Raw genomic sequence first — 15,634 nt, 5'->3', positions numbered from 1 at the left:
GTCTTCTTCCTGCACGGTTCCCGACCGGCAGGACATTGTCCATCCCCCGGCCGAGGCGCGTCCCGTCCGTCCCTCGGACAGGTGTCGTACCCGGGCGACGGGGGCGTGCCGGTCAGTTCCGGCTGCCGTGGTCACCCACCAGCGTGCCGATCTTCTCACCCTTGACGGCACGGGCGATATTGCCCTCCGCGAGAAGCTCGAAGACGAGGATCGGGAGCTTGTTGTCGCGGCACAGCGTGATGGCGGTGGCGTCGGCGACCTTCAGGTCCCGGGTGATGACCTCGCCGTAGCCGAGGGCGTCGAACTTGACGGCGTCGGGGTTGGTCTTGGGGTCGGAGTCGTAGACCCCGTCCACACCGTTCTTGCCCATGAGCAGCGCCTCGGCGTCGATCTCCAGGGCGCGCTGGGCGGCGGTGGTGTCGGTGGAGAAGTAGGGCATGCCCATACCGGCGCCGAAGATGACCACGCGGCCCTTCTCCAGGTGGCGCACGGCGCGCAGCGGGATGTACGGCTCGGCGACCTGGCCCATGGTGATGGCGGTCTGCACCCGGCTGTCGATGCCCTCCTTCTCCAGGAAGTCCTGGAGGGCGAGGCAGTTCATCACGGTGCCGAGCATGCCCATGTAGTCGGAGCGGGCGCGGTCCATGCCGCGCTGCTGGAGTTCGGCGCCACGGAAGAAGTTGCCGCCGCCGATGACGACCGCGACCTGCGCGCCGTCCCGTACGACGGCCGCGATCTCGCGAGCGATCTTGTGCACCACGTCCGGGTCGACACCCAGGCCGCCGCCTCCGGAGAACGCCTCTCCGGACAGCTTCAGCAGAAACCGGCCGCGTACTTTGCCGTCGTCGCTCTTCTGGGCCTTGTCGGTCATGGGAGATCCCGCCTCTTTCACGTGTTGCACATACGAAGAAGGCCATTGCCGGTGGGGTCGCTATTCGCTCCCATACGCGGCAATGGCCTCCTCGTCAGATCTGCTGCCGTCCGCCCCACACCCGGGTGTGGCGGTGGTCGCGGACGACTGCTGTCGACCCTATCGGGATTTCTCCGCGGGTCGCGCGTCGATCGCGGTACGGACTCAGATGCCGACCTTGATGCGCGAGAAGCGCTTCAGGGTGACACCGGCCTCGTCCAGCACCTTCTGGACCGACTTCTTGTTGTCCAGCGCGTACGGCTGGCCAAGCAGGGTGGCGTCCTTGAAGAAGCCGTTGACGCGACCCTCGACGATCTTGGCGATCGCGGCCTCGGGCTTGCCCTCGGCGCGGGTCGTCTCCTCGGCGATGCGACGCTCGGACTCGACGACCTCGGCCGGGACGTCCTCCTTGGCCAGGTACTTCGGCGCGAACGCGGCGATGTGCTGGGCGATGCCCTTGGCGACGTCGGCGTTCGGCTTGTCCAGCTCGACCAGGACACCGATCTGCGGGGGCAGGTCGGGCATGGTGCGGTGCATGTAGGCGGTGACGTAGCCGTCGGAGAACCGCGCGAAGCGGTCCAGGACGATCTTCTCACCGAGGTTGGCGTTGGCCTCGTCCACGAACGCCTGGACGGTCTTGCCGGCCTCGATCTCGGAGGCGAGCAGGGCCTCGATGTCGGCCGGGGCGGTCTTGGCGACGTGCTCGGCGATGGTCTTGGCCACGGCCTGGAACTTGTCACCCTTGGCGACGAAGTCCGTCTCGCACTTCAGCTCGACCAGGACGCCGGAGGAGTTGTCGTCGGCGATGATGGAGACCACGGCGCCGTTCTCGGCGGAGCGGCCCTCGCGCTTGGCGACGCCCTTCTGGCCCTTGATGCGCAGCGCCTCGACGGCCTTGTCGACGTTGCCCTCGGCCTCGTCCAGCGCCTTCTTGCAGTCCATCATGCCGGCGCCCGTGAGCTCACGGAGCTTCTTGACGTCGGCGGCGGTGTAGTTCGCCATGAGTCAGTGAGTCTTTCTCGAAGTCTGGGAGATCTTCAGATCCGCACGGTCTGCGTTCCACATGTAGATGTAGATCTGGAGCGCATACGTCGTACCGACCTATGGGTGAACAGCGGGGGCGGAGTTGATGTCGCCGCCCCCACTGTCAAACGCTGACGCGGCGGATCAGGCCTGCTCGCCCTCGGCGGCCTTCTCCTCGGCCGGAGCCTCGGTGGCCTCGGCGGCGGGAGCCTCGGCGGGGGCCTCGGTGGCCGGAGCCTCGGTGGCCTCGGCGGCGGGGGCCTCGGCAGCCGGAGCCTCGTCCTTCTTCTCACCCTCGAGCAGGTCGCGCTCCCACTCGGCGAGCGGCTCGGACGCGGCCTTCTCGCCCTTGTCACCGGTGGCGACGCGAGAGCGGGAGATGAGGCCCTCGGCGACGGCGTCGGCGATCACGCGGGTGAGCAGGGTGACGGAGCGGATCGCGTCGTCGTTGCCCGGGATCTTGTAGTCGACCTCGTCGGGGTCGCAGTTGGTGTCGAGGATCGCGACGACCGGGATGTTCAGCTTCCGGGCCTCACCAACGGCGATGTGCTCCTTCTTGGTGTCCACGATCCAGACGGCGCTGGGCACCTTCTGCATCTCGCGGATACCGCCGAGGGTCTTCTCGAGCTTGGCCTTCTCGCGGGAGAGGACCAGCAGCTCCTTCTTGGTCAGACCGGAGGCCGCGACGTCCTCGAAGTCGATCTGCTCAAGCTCCTTGAGGCGCTGCAGACGCTTGTAGACGGTCGAGAAGTTGGTGAGCATGCCGCCCAGCCAGCGCTGGTTGACGAAGGGCATGCCGACGCGGGTGGCCTGCTCGGCGATGGCCTCCTGCGCCTGCTTCTTCGTGCCGACGAACATGACCGTGCCGCCGTGGGCGACGGTCTCCTTGACGAACTCGTAGGCGCGGTCGATGTACGACAGCGACTGGAGCAGGTCGATGATGTAGATGCCGTTGCGCTCGGTGAAGATGAAGCGCTTCATCTTCGGGTTCCAGCGACGGGTCTGGTGACCGAAGTGGACGCCGCTCTCCAGCAGCTCCCGCATCGTGACGACGGCCATGGCCATCTCCTTGAGTTTCTCGGTTGTGCCGCGTCCGCCGGACGGCGGTCGCGCCTGACGCCCGCGTGCGCCGTGCCGCGAAGGACCGAGAGGCGCTTGGTACGAACCGTTTCCGGATGCCGTACCGGGGCGTGCGAAGTCGACCCGGTGACCCGGATCGCCAGAAGAAGTGTACGGGACCGCCGGGCCACCGGGTGACGCAGCTGTCCACAACCGGGGAGTAGCCCACAGGTGAAGAGGCCGGGGCGGTGCGGTGCGGGACGGTGGGGGCATGCGACGACGTGTGTGGTGCGGGGTGGGGTGGGCGGTCCTGGTGACGGCCTTGACGCTGATCGTGTACGGCGGCCGGGCGTGGGCGGGGGCCTCCCGGACGGGGCCTTCGCCATCGGAGCCTTCGCCGTCGGGGCCTTCGGCTATGGCTCCCGTTGCGGGGGTGGCTTCGGAGTCGGCCGGGACTGAGGCCGGGGCTGGAGCTGATGTCGGGGTGCCGGCGATCGCCAGGGTCTGGCCGGTGGGCGTACGGCCGTCGGTCCTGCGCGGCTGGGAACCGCCGGCGACGCCGTACGGCCCCGGGCACCGGGGCGTGGATCTGGCGGCCGCACCCGGGAGCCCGGTACGGGCGGTGGCGGCGGGCCGGGTGGCCTTCGCGGGCCGGGTGGCCGGGCGCGGAGTGGTGACGGTGGAGCTGGCGGGGACGGGGCTGCGCACGACGTACGAACCGGTGCGCCCCTCGGTGGCGGAGGGGGCGCAGGTCGGGGCGGGTGATGTGGTCGGGGTGGTGGAGGCGGGCGCGCACTGCGGGGCGTCGGCCTGTGTCCACTGGGGTCTGCTGCGGGGCGGGACCTATCTGAATCCCTTGTCCCTGCTGCCGCCGTGGCTGCTGGGGCGGGGGCCGTCGAGACTGCTGCCGGTGCTCACCGGCTGACCCCCGCGGCGCTCAGCCCTGGACGCCCCGAAGCGCCATCCTGACCGCGGCGTCCGTCACCGCCGCCGGGTCCTCCGCGCCGATCTCGATCCGCCGTACCGCCGCGTCCACGACGCCCTGGAGCAGCATCGCCGCCAGCCGCGGCTGCGCCTGCCCCAGCTCCCCCAGCGCCTCGACGATCATCGCGACCAGCTCGCCGTGCGCCGCCCGGATCTTCTCCCGGGCCCCGGCGTCCAGCTCGCTCGCGGAGATCGCCACGACCGCCCGGTGCCGCCGGTCCCCGACGAGGGCCAGCTGCCGGCGGACGTACGCCTCGACCTTCCCCTCGGGCGAGTCCGCGCACTCCATGGCGGCGGCCACCTCCGCCGCCCACAGCGGGAAGTCGACCTCGCACAGCTCCTCGACCACGGCCGCCCGGGACCGGAAGTACTCGTACACGGAGGAGCGCGCGAGCCCCGTGCGCTCGGCCAGCGCGGGGAAGGTCAGCGCTTCCGTCCCGCCCTCGGACAACAGGGAACGAGCCGCGTCCAGCAGGGCGGCTCGCTGCATCGACCGGTGCTCGGCCACGGAGGCCGCTCGAATCCTTGGCACGTCGACCACTTTAGGACGCGCCCGCGCGAAGCGGCGTCCGCTCAGCGTCCGAAGCTCGCCAGCTTCGCCCTCAGCTGGAGCACCGACTTGGTGTGGATCTGGCTGACCCGGCTCTCGGTGACCCCGAGGACATTGCCGATCTCGGCGAGTGTGAGGCCCTCGTAGTAGTAGAGCGTGACGACGGTCTTCTCCCGGTCGGGCAGCGTGTTGATGGCCCGCGCGAGGAATCTCCGCAGCTCCCGGTCCTCGGCCACCTCCACGGGGTTGTCCGCGGCGGTGTCCTCCAGCGTGTCCATGAGGCTGAGCCGGTCCCCGCCCTCGCCGCCGACATGCAGCAGCTCCTCCAGGGCGACCACGTTGGCGAGCGACAACTGGCTGAAGACGGCGTGCAGTTCGTCGATCTCCATGCCCAGCTCCGCGGCCACCTCGGTCTCGCTCGGGGTGCGCCGCAGCCGGGCCTCCAGGGTGGCGTAGGCGCGCTCGACATTGCGCGCCTTCTGCCGCACCGAGCGCGGGATCCAGTCCAGCGCCCGCAGCTCGTCGATCATGGCGCCGCGGATCCGGGTGATCGCGTACGTCTCGAACTTGATCTCCCGGTCGATGTCGAACTTCTCGATCGCGTCGATCAGCCCGAACACCCCGGAGGAGACGAAGTCGGCCTGCTCCACATTGGGCGGCAGTCCGACGCTCACCCGGCCGGCCACGTATTTCACGAGCGGCGAGTAGTGCAGGATCAGCTGCTCCCGCAGCCGTTCGTCCCCCGTCGCCTTGTACGACCGCCACAGCTCGTCGAGCGTCGAGGGAGCGGGCGGCCGCACGCTGCCACCGTCGCGGGCGGCTGGGGGGATCGCCGCCCGGTCGGACCCGGAGGTGTGCTGGGGCATTCGTCGCCTTGTGCCGTTCTGCCGTGAAGTGCCGTCAAGTGCCGTGACCGTGAGTGCGGTGCGGGGAGGTCACGGGTCGAAAGGGGCCGCCTGGGTGAGGTGTCGGTCTGATGTCGAGTTGGGTGGTCTGTGGAGACGTCTTCGTGAGCGTAGCGTGACTGGGGAGTCGCGGTGCGCGAACGACGAGGCGCCACCCCCGCGCGGTTCCCGGAGGCCCCTTCGGCATCACCTTCCGCAGCTCGCTCTGTGTGATGGCCGATGGGCGCCAACTCCGGGAAACCCCAAGGGCGTCGGGCGTTCCCCCGGACGGCCGAACACGCTCGGTCAGCACGGAGGGCGACCCGCGCGGGCGAAGATCACCGCCTGGCGTGTCAACTTCCAGCCATCGCCGTGTCGTTCGACGTATCCAAGTGCTCGGAGTTCGTACAGTCTCGCGATCGCCTCGTCCGGGGTGGTGCGGGCGGTCGCCGCGATCTCCCCGGCGGGGGACGCGCGGTCGCCGGGGAGTGCGGCGAGGACGGTCCTTGCGGCCGGGGCCAGCAGGTCGCGGGGCAGTACCGGACCTCTGCGGGGCGGTGCCAGGTCGCCCATGTCGCCGACGAGTTCGGCCACCTCGGCGGCGTCGGTGACGAGGGTGGCCTCGCCGCGCAGCAGTTCGTGCACCCCGGCGCAGAGCGCGCTGGTGACCGGGCCCGGCACGCCCATGGTGTGTCTGCCCAGGCGCTGCGCGGCCCGCGCGGTGGCGAGCGAGCCGCTGCGGCAGGCGGCCTCCACGACGACGGTGCCCCTGGTCAGGGCGGCGTTCTTTGGGGGGATGGTCGCTGTGGTGTGACGTTGCTCTGACACTCCTCGTTGAGCCTCACGGCTTCGATCTGTGGGGGTGTGGCTCTGTGGCGGATCGTTGCATTCGCTTCAGCGCAAGGGGTACACATGCGGGCTTTCCCCGTGAAGATGCCGTCCGGAGTTCGCTACTGGACGGTGATCGACGACGACTTCCACGTAGTGCCGATCGTGGATCACTGGCTACGGCACATCCTGTTCGGCAAGGACCGGGCCGAGCTCACGACGTACGCGTACGCGATCTCCGCCGCTCTCTATCTCCGGTGGTGCCTGAAGACCGGCCGTGACTGGCGAGTGGCCGCCCGGGACCTCGGTCTGTTCATGGTGTGGCTCGCGCACGCGCAGTCCAAGGGAGACGACACGGTCCTGCTGGGGCCGGGTGCCAAGCCGGCCCGAGGCGACCGGCGGATCAACAAGGTCCTCTCGGCGGTGCGGGGCCTGCTGACGTTCGCCGTGTCCGTGGGCGAGGCGCCCTCAGCCGTGCTCGGCCAGATCTACGAGATCGCGGACGGGCGAGACCTCCCCGAAGAACTCCAGGGGGAGAACGGTCTCGCCATGCGCATCGGGGTCCAGCACCGGCTCCAGGAGCCTGAGACGCAGGTCGACAGGGCGACCGACGCCGAGGTCATCGCGATGTTCAAGGCGTGCAGGAACGCCCGCGACCGGCTGATCGTGCTCCTGCTGGCGCGAGTCGGCCTCCGCCGCGGCCAGGCAGCCGGCCTGCACCGGTCGGACTGCCACCTACTGACGGACTCACGAGCTCTCGGCTGCGACGTTCCCGGCCCTCACATCCATGTGGTCCGCCGGCGGAACCCGAACCAGGCGTGGTCGAAGTCGCGGACGTCGTGGGTCCAGCACGTCGACTTCCTCGTCGTCCAGGCATACGACCAGTACGTCGACGAGCGCCACGAGCGGCTGGGCACCGGCGGCAGCGACCTGCTGCTGGTGAACGAGTTCCGTGAGCCGCTCGGGGCCGCGATGCCTCCGGGTGCGATCAACGATCTCTTCGAGGATCTATGCAACCGGGCCGGGCTGGAGCGGTCGGTGCATCCTCATATGCTGCGGCACGCGATGGCTGGCAACGCGGCGGATGCCGGGGCGTCCGAGGACGAGCTCCAGGCCATGCTGGGCCAGAAGCACGTCCGTTCCCAGCAGCCATACCGCCATCCGTCCCATGAGCGGATGCGCCGGGCAGTCGGACGGGTGCCGTCGCCGCGTGAGCTGGTCCACCGGGGTGAGGATCAGTGAGCCTCGCACCTCTCATCGCTCCGGAGCGTCCTGCGGACCCTCGGGAGGCCGAGTTGATCGATGCCCTGAAGCCGTCCTTCCTCAAGCTGGTGAGCTGGGACTGGAACCGCCGCGTCGTTGTCTTCCCCACCGATCACGCGGTGCTGGTGTCCCCGCTCTGCGAGGTCATCGGCTGCGATCACCGGGCAGCCCGGCGCGGGGTCCGGCTCTGCAACGGCTGCTACTACCGGTGGAAGAAGGACGGCCAGCCTGAGCTGGACGGCTTCGTTCACCAGCCGCACCAGAGCCATCGCAGCGTCGACATCGGCGACTGCGCGGTCGAGGGCTGTCCGCGGCCTTGGGAGGACCGGCCGGCCGCGCTCTGCGCGACTCACAGCCACCGACGGAAGTACGTCCTCAAGCTGTCCCTGGAGGAGTTCCTGCGTCATCCGGAGGTCGGGCCGCTGCCGAGCTTCGGCCCATGCCTGGCGGCCTCGTGTTACCGGGACCGGATCGGGCCCCGGACGCTCTACTGCCAGTCCCACGGCAACCGCCTGCGCGTGCTCCAGCGCCAGCAGCCCGTCGACGAGGACCGTTGGCAGCGCACAGTCTCGGCAGTCGCGGTCGGAGGGGAAGTCAGCCTGCGGGGCCTGCCGCCGCTCGTGGTGGCTGAGGTCCTCTACGGACTCCAGGCCCGCACCGCGAAGGGCACCACGACAGTGCCCCACAACGTCAGGCCAGTGGCCGACCTCGCTCGCGCCGAGTTGGTCGGCTCACTACTGGAGCTGGACCGGGCTGGCCGGGGCAAGACCGCCCTCCAGGTGCTGACCATGTTCCAGAAAGCCGTACTTCGTCTCGGGCTCACCCCGGAGACCGAGCGGCACAAGGACGTCTGGGACCTGACGGCCTTCGGCAGGACCGGCACCCTGGACTTCAGGAAGATCTCCCAGCCGGCCCTCCGGGAGGCCACGAAGGTCTGGTCCTACAACACCTTCCCCAACCGGCGCGGCCAAGGGGTTCGCGGCACCAGCCAGAACGAGATCAACGCGGTCGCCCGGTTCTCCGAGAGCCTCCGGCTCCAACGCGAGGACCGCGGCCTCGTCCTCACAGCCCTGGGTCGCCAGGACATCGTCAGCTACCTCAACCGGCTCGGGTTCCTGATCGAAGCCGGGAAGATCAGCCGGCACAAGCAGTGCGGCGACGCCCGGATCGTCCGACGCGTGCTGAACCGCTGGCGCACCCTGGGGCTGACCAGGGCCGGGGAGATCCTCGAGGGCCTTCCAGCGGACCTCTCACTGGCCGCGGAGGACATGCCCGACGACCCCGAGGACAGCGAGGCCGGCAAGGATCTGCCCATCGAGGTGATGCGGCAGCTCTGCGACCGCCTTGACCTCTTGGAACAGGGAAGCTCCCGCGAGGTCCGCGTCGCCGTCGAGGTCCTGATCGACACCGGCCGGCGGCCCGCCGAAGCATCCAAGCTCCCCTACGACTGCCTCGAACGCGACCCCGACGGCTCCTGGGTTCTGATCTACGACAACCACAAGGCACAGCGCCTGGGACGACGCCTTCCGATCGCGCAACCGACCGCCGAGCTGATCCTCAACCAGCAGGAGCGAGTCCGCGGCCGCTTCCCGGGCACGCCCGTCGCCGATCTGGCGCTCTTCCCCGCCCAGGTTTCCAACAGGGACGGGACGAAGCCGCTCAACCCCAACACCATCTCCGGCGCCCACCGGGCCTGGGTCGAGGCCCTGCCGGAGTTCGAGATCCCCACCATGGTCGAGGTCCAAGGCCAGCCGGTCTTGAAGATGGTGCCGTTCGACAAAGCCAAGATCTTTCCCTACGCCTACCGGCACTCATACGCCCAGCGGCACGCGGACGCGCGCGTCGATCAGGACGTGCTGCAACGGCTTATGGATCATCGTCAAGCCACAACTACCCAGCGTTACTACCGAGTTCGGGACGAGCGCCGGCGCGAAGCCGTCGACCGCGTCACCGCGATGCAGTTCGACCGACACGGCACCCGGATCTGGCGAGACGTCCAGACGCTCCTCGATTCCGAGCGCGACCGCCGCTCCATCGGCGAGACCGAGGTCCCCTACGGAGTCTGCACCGAGCCGAGCAACGTGGCCGCGGGCGGAAACGCCTGTCCCCTCCGGTTCCGCTGCGTGGGTTGCGGGCACTTCCGCACCGACGTCTCCTACCTCCCTGACCTGGAGAACTACCTCTCTGACCTGCTACGAGGCCGCGAGCGGCTCATCAGCACCTTCGACGCCGACGAATGGGCCCGCTCAGAGGCCATGCCCTCGGACGAGGAGATTCGCCGTGTTCGGCGCCTCATCACCCGAGTCAAGGAGGACCTCGATCAGCTGACCCCCGAGGAACAGGCCCAGATCAAGCAGGCGGTCCAGATCGTCCGATCCAGCCGATCCGTCCTGCTGGGCATGCCCCGAGTCGGCCTGCCGCCCGAAGAACTACGAGGTGCTTGATCCATGGACTCCCCGATGATCACCGGACGGCGAGCCGACTCAGCCCGCCGCCGAGAACGGGTCGCGAAGGTCCTCAAGGAAGCGATCCGGCTCGGTGAGCCGCTGAACGTCTCGGCCATCGCCCGGCGAGCCGGCGTCGACCGCACGTTCTTCTACCGTCACCGCGACCTGCTGGCTCAGATCCACGCCGCGGAAGCCGCGCCGGCCGTCGGCCTGGAAAGCGGCACCCAGGTGACACGAGCCTCTCTCCAAGCCGATCTCGCAAACGCCCAGGACCGCAACGTCCGCCTCACCGCCCGGGTCCGGCAACTCGAAGACCGCCTCTCCGAGCTCCTCGGTGACCAAGCCTGGAAGGAGTCCGGGCTCGGGGTCACCGCTGACATCGAGGAACTCCAACGACGGATCACTCACCTGGAACAGGCGAACGTGGACCTCACCGGCCAGCTTGAGGACCGCCTAGCCGAGCTTGAAGCCGCTCGGGGCGCGAATCGCGAACTGACCAGGGCCCTCAACCAGGCACGCTCGTGAGCTCCGGTTCCACCACCACCCGCTCGCCACCGATTCACCCTCACCAGCGATAGCGCAACACCTGTTGCACTGGATAGCCTCGGTCACGCCGACGCTGAGCTGCACAAACGCTGAGATCGATGCCTCGCGGCGGCCGTTACCCCCACAGAACTGAAGATGACGCGGTTGCGCAGGATGAAGCGGCTCGGGGTCGGGTGGTCGCCCGGGGGCAGCTCGCCGATCACCAGGCCCTGCTGCGCGATTCGTTCGATCAGGTGGGTGTGGCCGCGGGGGTAGGGCCGGTCGACGCCGCCGGCCAGAACGGCGACGGTGGCTCCGCCGGCGGCGAGGGCGCCACGGTGGGCGGCGGCGTCGATGCCGTAGGCGCCGCCGGAGACGACGACCCAGCCGCGCTCCGCGAGACCGGCGGCGAGGGTGCCGGCGACATGGGTGCCGTACTCGGTGCAGGCGCGGGCGCCGACCACGGCGACGGAGCGCAGGGCCCACATCCGCAGGCTGGGGCGGCCGCGGACCCAGAGCCCGAGGGGGCGGGCGTCCGCGAGGTCGTCCAGCTGTCTCGGCCACTCGGGGGTACCGGGCGCGACGAACCGGGCGCCCGCCGCCCGCGCCTGCGCGAGATCCCGCTCCGGCTCGGCCCGCGCGCCCCGCACCACAAGCCCGGCCCACCGCACCTTGCTGACCCCCGGCAACGCCCGGCCCCCGTCCCTGACCCGCCGCACCGTCTCCCCCACCCCGAACTCCCTCACCCACCGTCCCCCGACCTCATCCCCGGGCTCGATCACCCGCCCCAGAAAGACCCGGCCGAGGGTGTCCTCGTCCACGGCGGGATCGGGGTCCGGGTCCGCGGTCACGGTGGGATCGGGGTCCGGGTCCAGAGTCACGGCGGGGTCGCGGCCCGGACCCACGGCCCCCACGGGATCGCGGCCTGGACGCACGGTCACAGCGGGGCCGGGGCCCGGGCCCACCGCCCCCATGGGGTCGCGGTCCGGACGCACCGTGGGATCAGGGACCGGGCGACCGGCCCTGGCCGACCCGCGGTCCGGGAAGGCGGTCTCGTTACGACCCGCTTCAAAGCGGCGTGTCTTTCCGGAGCCGCGTGCCTCGGTCGCACCAGGACCGGCCTCGCTCCGGTCACTTCCAGGGCAAGGATCCCGATCAAGGCCAGGGCCGGGGCAGCCCGCCCCGGGCCACTTGGCCGAGGTCGGCCCGGGGGCCGGCAGCCCTTCCTCGGCCGGTCCGGGAACCGACGGCCTCTCGTAGGACGGTCCCTGGACCGGCGATCCCGCTTCGGTGCCGCCGCCGCTCATGTCAGCGCGCCGATAGCCGTCGGGACCCCGCGCGGGACGCCGGTGCGCAGTTGCAGGGCGAGGGCGACGTCGGTCGCGTCCGGGCGGTCGTGCCCGACGAGGTCGGCGACCGTCCAGGCGACGCGCAGCACCCGGTCGATGCCGCGGGCGGTGAGCACGCCCCGCTCCAGGCTGCGCTCGGCCTCGTCCATCGCCCCGCTGACGGCCTGGAACCGGCTGCGCAGCTCCCTGCCGGGCACCTCGCTGTTGGTGCGCCAGAGTGTTCCGGTGAGGCGGGCGGCCGTACGCTCCCTGGCCGCCCGGACCCGGTCCGCGACGGTCGCCGTGGACTCCCCTCGGGCGCCCGGCGCGGTGAGCTGGGCCCGGGTGACCGGATCGACCTCGACGCGCAGGTCCACCCGGTCCAGCAGGGGTCCGGAGAGCCGGGCCTGATAGCGGCGGATCACCGAGGGCGGGCACTCGCACAGGGCGTCACGCTGGGAGAATCGGCCGCAGGGGCAGGGGTTGGCCGCCAGCACCATCAGGAAGCGTGCCGGAAAGCGGACCACTCCGGCGCTGCGCGCGATCACGACATGCCCGGACTCCAGTGGCTGCCGCAGGGCGTCCAGGGTCTGGCTGTGGAACTCGGGCGCCTCGTCCAGGAACAGCACACCGCGATGGGCGAGGGACACCGCGCCGGGTCGCGCGATGCCGGGGCCGCCGCCCACGAGCGACTGCATCGTCGCCGAGTGGTGCGGGGCGCAGTAGGGGGCGACGTCGATGAGCGGCTTGCCCGGCGGCAGCAGCCCGGCCACCGAGTGCACCGCCGTGACCTCCAGGGACTCCTCCCTGGTGAGCCTCGGCAGTACGGCGGGCAGGCGTTCGGCCAGCATCGTCTTGCCCGCGCCCGGCGGCCCTTCGAGGAACAGATGGTGTCCTCCTGCGGCGGCCACCTCCACGGCCGTACGGGCCGAGGTCTGGCCGACGACGTCCGCGAGGTCGTGATCAAAGTCGTGCTGGGCCGCGCCGAGGCTGTGCATGCCGGTGGCGGCGCCGGTGCCCGGCACCCGCAGCCCGGCCAGCAGCGGGTCCGGGCGGCCCAGTTCGTCGGGCTCCTCCTCGGGCACGGGTTCCTCGGCCAGTACCGCGATGAGCTGGCGCAGGCTGCGGACGCCGAGCACCGACACACCGGGGACCAGCGCGGCCTCCGCGGCGGCGCACTCGGGCACGACCACCTGCTCGTAGCCCGCGTCGGCGGCGGCCAGCACGGCGGGCAGGATGCCGCGCACCGGGCGCACCCGGCCGTCCAGGCCCAGCTCGCCGATCATGACGATGTCGGCGAGGACCCGGGGGTCGATGCGTTCGGCGGCCCCGAGCACCGCGCAGGCCACGGCGAGGTCGAAGCCGGAGCCCGCCTTCGGCACCGAGGCGGGGCTGAGCCCGACCGTGAGCTTCTTCTGGGGCCATTCGGCGCCGGAATTCACCACCGCCGCCCTCACCCTGTCCCTGCTCTCCGTCAGGCTCTTGTCCGGGAGGCCGACCAGGGTGAAGGCGGCGACGCCGGGTTCGAGGTCGGCCTGGACCTCGACGACCACGCCCTCGACGCCGACGAGGGCGACGGAGCAGGTGCGGGCGAATGCCATTCAGGCCACCCCCCGGGCATGCTCGACCTGGGGTGCGCCGCGGCCGGGGACGAGGACGCCGACCAGGTCGATGCGGACGCCGCCCGGTGGGGCGCCGCCGTGGGCGTGGATCCAGTGTTCGGCGAGGTCGCGCAGCCGGGCGGCCTTCTCGGGGGTCACCGCGGCCATGGGATGTTCGTAGCGGCCGCCCGCGCGGGTCTTGACCTCGCAGACGACCAGGACCTCGCCGTCCCTGGCCACGATGTCGATCTCGCCGCTGCGCCCGGCGCGCCAGTTGCGCGCCAGGATCGTCATCCCGCCCTCGGCCAGCCGCCGGGCGGCCAGGTCCTCGCCGTACCTGCCGATCGCTTCTCGTGCGTTCATGTCGGCACCACCTCCGGCGCCAACCGTCACGCATCCCACCGAAGGAAGTGGATCTTGGTGGGTTACCGGGTGGTTGTGGAAAAGTCCGTCACCCGGATGGGCTAATCGAGCGAAACCCGCAGGTCATCAGCCGCCCGGCAGTTCCAGATCGCTCTTGTTCAGCTCCTCGATGTTCACGTCCTTGAACGTGAGCACCCGGACCTGCTTGACGAACCGAGCGGGCCGGTACATGTCCCAGACCCAGGCATCGGCCATCGACACCTCGAAGAACACCTCGCCCTGGACGGAGTGCACCTGCATCTCGTAGTCGTTGGTGAGATAGAAGCGCCGTTCCGTCTCGATCACGTATTTGAACAGACCGACGACATCTCGGTACTCCCGGTAGAGCTTCAGCTCCATCTCGGTCTCGTACTTCTCGAGGTCCTCGGCGCTCATGGCATGTTCCCCTTCAGCCGTGCGATCCACCCATTGTGCGCCAGTTCCACCGGCCCTCAGACGATTTCCGTGTCGAGGGTCACGGGGCCGGCCGGGGGACCCTCGTCGAGCAGGGTGCGCAGCAGCTCGGCGAGTCTGGTCGGATACACCGTCTCATGCGCCCGGGTCAGTTCCCGACACGTCCACCAGCGCGCTCCGGCGACACTGCGCCGTTCCAGCTCCGTGAGGCCCGTGGCCGCCACCGCGGTCCTGGTCGTACGGGCCAGGTAGTACCACTCGTCCTGGTCCCAGCGGCGGCCCGCGAACGGGAAGGAGCAGCGGCGCCGCCACAGCACCGGGCCGAGGTCGACCTCGGTGATGCCGGTCTCCTCGGCGAGTTCCCGCAGCGCGGCCTGAGCACGGGTCTCGGTGCCCTCCACGCCGCCGCCGGGGGTGAACCACCAGTCGTCGGCGGGGTCGTCGGGCTCATGTCCGTGCAGCAGGAGGATGCGGTCCTGGGGGTCGAGCAGCACCACCCGGGCCACCTTGCGCAGGCCACCCTCGTACGGCTGTTCGCACTCGGGCTCAGCGGACACCGGCCGCCTCCGCACGGGCGGCACGGGCCCGGGAGCGGCCGGCCCGCTTGGCGATCGGGCCGTAGGCGCCGCCGCCGAGGACCAGGACGGCGCCGACGACGATCAGCAGCTCGATGGTGGCCAGCGGTCCCGGCTGCGAGAGGGCGCCCAGCGCCTCGAAGCCGGTGGGGCGCTTCAGCCCGCCCTTCCACGGGAAGACGACGGCGTCCACCCGGGCGATCACCGCGGTGCGGGCGACGGTGCCCTTGGCGGCGTCGGTGAGGTGGGCGGTGGAGTCCAGGGAGCCCTGGCGTTCGTCGCCGAGCAGGAAGAGCCGGCCCTCGGGGACGGTCACGGTGGCGAAGTTCTGGTTCTCGGCCAGGGTGCCCTTGGGCAGATACGGTTCCTCGATCTGCTTGCCGTTGACGGTCAGCTTGCCGTCCGTGCAGCAGGAGACGGTGTCGCCACCGACCGCGACCACGCGCTTGACGACATCGGAGCCGGTGACCCAGCTGTTGTCGCGGAAGACGACCACATCGCCGCGGCGCACCTCGCCGCCGTCCACGCGCTGCGCGAGCACGCGGTTGCCGGCGTCGATGGTGGGGGTCATGGAGCTGGTGGGCACGGTGTAGGGCCGATAGCTCAGCGCCGCCCAGCCGAAGCCGCCGAGGAACAGCACCAGGCCCAGGGCCACGGCCACTCCGGACAGCCGCTGCCCGAGCCGGCCGCCGCTCGCCGCCGTCCCGGTGCCACCGCTGCGCGGGGCCGTACGCGTCGTACTCTCACCACCCATGGACCCGCACCCTACCTGTCGGTACCGAGCGAGGTCAGCCCCTCTTTCACGACCTGGGGCACAGCTTTCCCGGAGCTTCACACGCGG

At 70.6% G+C, this 15,634-nt stretch carries 14 protein-coding genes and 2 pseudogenes; 4 read left to right on the top strand and 12 right to left on the bottom strand.

Features of this window, described 5'->3' with window-relative positions:
- Positions 1–112: 112 nt before the first annotated feature.
- The 3 genes from pyrH to rpsB all read right to left on the bottom strand — a co-directional run bounded on the left by pyrH (position 113) and on the right by rpsB (position 2,992).
- A complete protein-coding gene (pyrH, locus tag AB0N90_RS06750) occupies positions 113–871 on the bottom strand; it encodes a UMP kinase (protein ID WP_046421052.1) in 759 nt (252 codons plus the stop codon).
- 204 nt (positions 872–1,075) lie between these two features.
- Positions 1,076–1,912 (bottom strand): translation elongation factor Ts, encoded by an 837-nt coding sequence (gene tsf / locus AB0N90_RS06745; RefSeq protein ID WP_361677043.1) that lies wholly within the window; start codon positions 1,910–1,912, stop codon positions 1,076–1,078.
- A 165-nt stretch (positions 1,913–2,077) separates the two neighbouring features.
- On the bottom strand, positions 2,078–2,992 hold the full coding sequence (rpsB, locus tag AB0N90_RS06740) for a 30S ribosomal protein S2 (protein ID WP_361677046.1): 915 nt from the start codon (positions 2,990–2,992) through the stop codon (positions 2,078–2,080).
- A 415-nt stretch (positions 2,993–3,407) separates the two neighbouring features.
- Between rpsB and AB0N90_RS06735 the strand changes: the two genes are divergently transcribed.
- Positions 3,408–3,917: a M23 family metallopeptidase gene (locus tag AB0N90_RS06735; RefSeq protein WP_365193431.1), complete on the top strand. Its 510-nt coding sequence runs from the start codon at positions 3,408–3,410 to the stop codon at positions 3,915–3,917.
- 12 nt (positions 3,918–3,929) lie between these two features.
- Here AB0N90_RS06735 and AB0N90_RS06730 read toward each other — a convergent pair whose 3' ends face one another.
- The 3 genes and pseudogenes from AB0N90_RS06730 to AB0N90_RS06720 form a co-directional block, all read right to left on the bottom strand.
- Positions 3,930–4,484, bottom strand: coding sequence for a TetR/AcrR family transcriptional regulator (locus tag AB0N90_RS06730; RefSeq protein ID WP_365193619.1), 555 nt, complete (start codon positions 4,482–4,484; stop codon positions 3,930–3,932).
- Between the two features lie 65 nt (positions 4,485–4,549).
- Positions 4,550–5,392: an RNA polymerase sigma factor WhiG gene (gene whiG / locus AB0N90_RS06725; protein WP_361677052.1), complete on the bottom strand. Its 843-nt coding sequence runs from the start codon at positions 5,390–5,392 to the stop codon at positions 4,550–4,552.
- Positions 5,393–5,716: 324 nt separating this feature from the next.
- A pseudogene (locus tag AB0N90_RS06720) lies at positions 5,717–6,193 on the bottom strand (DNA-processing protein DprA); the annotation flags it as partial.
- A 129-nt stretch (positions 6,194–6,322) separates the two neighbouring features.
- Here AB0N90_RS06720 and AB0N90_RS06715 point away from each other — a divergent pair.
- Genes AB0N90_RS06715 through AB0N90_RS06705 form a run of 3 tightly spaced genes read left to right on the top strand, consistent with a single transcriptional unit; the run spans position 6,323 to position 10,473 of the window.
- Positions 6,323–7,480 (top strand): tyrosine-type recombinase/integrase, encoded by a 1,158-nt coding sequence (locus tag AB0N90_RS06715; protein WP_365193429.1) that lies wholly within the window; start codon positions 6,323–6,325, stop codon positions 7,478–7,480.
- Positions 7,481–7,533: 53 nt separating this feature from the next.
- Positions 7,534–9,945: a site-specific integrase gene (locus AB0N90_RS06710; RefSeq protein WP_365193428.1), complete on the top strand. Its 2,412-nt coding sequence runs from the start codon at positions 7,534–7,536 to the stop codon at positions 9,943–9,945.
- A 3-nt stretch (positions 9,946–9,948) separates the two neighbouring features.
- Positions 9,949–10,473, top strand: a complete 525-nt coding sequence (locus tag AB0N90_RS06705) for a DUF6262 family protein (RefSeq protein WP_365193426.1) — start codon at positions 9,949–9,951, stop codon at positions 10,471–10,473.
- 86 nt (positions 10,474–10,559) lie between these two features.
- Here the strand turns inward: AB0N90_RS06705 and AB0N90_RS06700 are convergent.
- The 6 genes and pseudogenes from AB0N90_RS06700 to lepB all read right to left on the bottom strand — a co-directional run.
- Positions 10,560–11,294: pseudogene (locus AB0N90_RS06700) on the bottom strand (DNA-processing protein DprA); the annotation flags it as partial.
- Between the two features lie 482 nt (positions 11,295–11,776).
- Positions 11,777–13,402: a YifB family Mg chelatase-like AAA ATPase gene (locus AB0N90_RS06695; RefSeq protein ID WP_365193424.1), complete on the bottom strand. Its 1,626-nt coding sequence runs from the start codon at positions 13,400–13,402 to the stop codon at positions 11,777–11,779.
- Positions 13,403–13,765, bottom strand: a complete 363-nt coding sequence (locus tag AB0N90_RS06690) for a YraN family protein (protein WP_085566773.1) — start codon at positions 13,763–13,765, stop codon at positions 13,403–13,405. It abuts the gene before it with no gap.
- A gap of 126 nt (positions 13,766–13,891) precedes the next feature.
- Positions 13,892–14,200, bottom strand: a complete 309-nt coding sequence (locus AB0N90_RS06685) for a DUF2469 domain-containing protein (protein WP_003965949.1) — start codon at positions 14,198–14,200, stop codon at positions 13,892–13,894.
- A gap of 56 nt (positions 14,201–14,256) precedes the next feature.
- Positions 14,257–14,775, bottom strand: coding sequence for an NUDIX hydrolase (locus tag AB0N90_RS06680; RefSeq protein WP_365193422.1), 519 nt, complete (start codon positions 14,773–14,775; stop codon positions 14,257–14,259).
- Positions 14,765–15,547: a signal peptidase I gene (gene lepB / locus AB0N90_RS06675; protein ID WP_361677064.1), complete on the bottom strand. Its 783-nt coding sequence runs from the start codon at positions 15,545–15,547 to the stop codon at positions 14,765–14,767. The genes AB0N90_RS06680 and lepB overlap by 11 nt, the downstream gene beginning before the upstream one ends.
- Positions 15,548–15,634: the final 87 nt, after the last annotated feature.

Origin of the sequence: Streptomyces sp. NPDC093018 (assembly GCF_040684035.1) — a bacterium.
GTDB classification, from domain to species: domain Bacteria; phylum Actinomycetota; class Actinomycetes; order Streptomycetales; family Streptomycetaceae; genus Streptomyces; species Streptomyces murinus.
The sequence above is the reverse complement of the archived record's forward strand: the minus strand, read 5'-3'. Positions and strand labels throughout refer to the sequence as shown.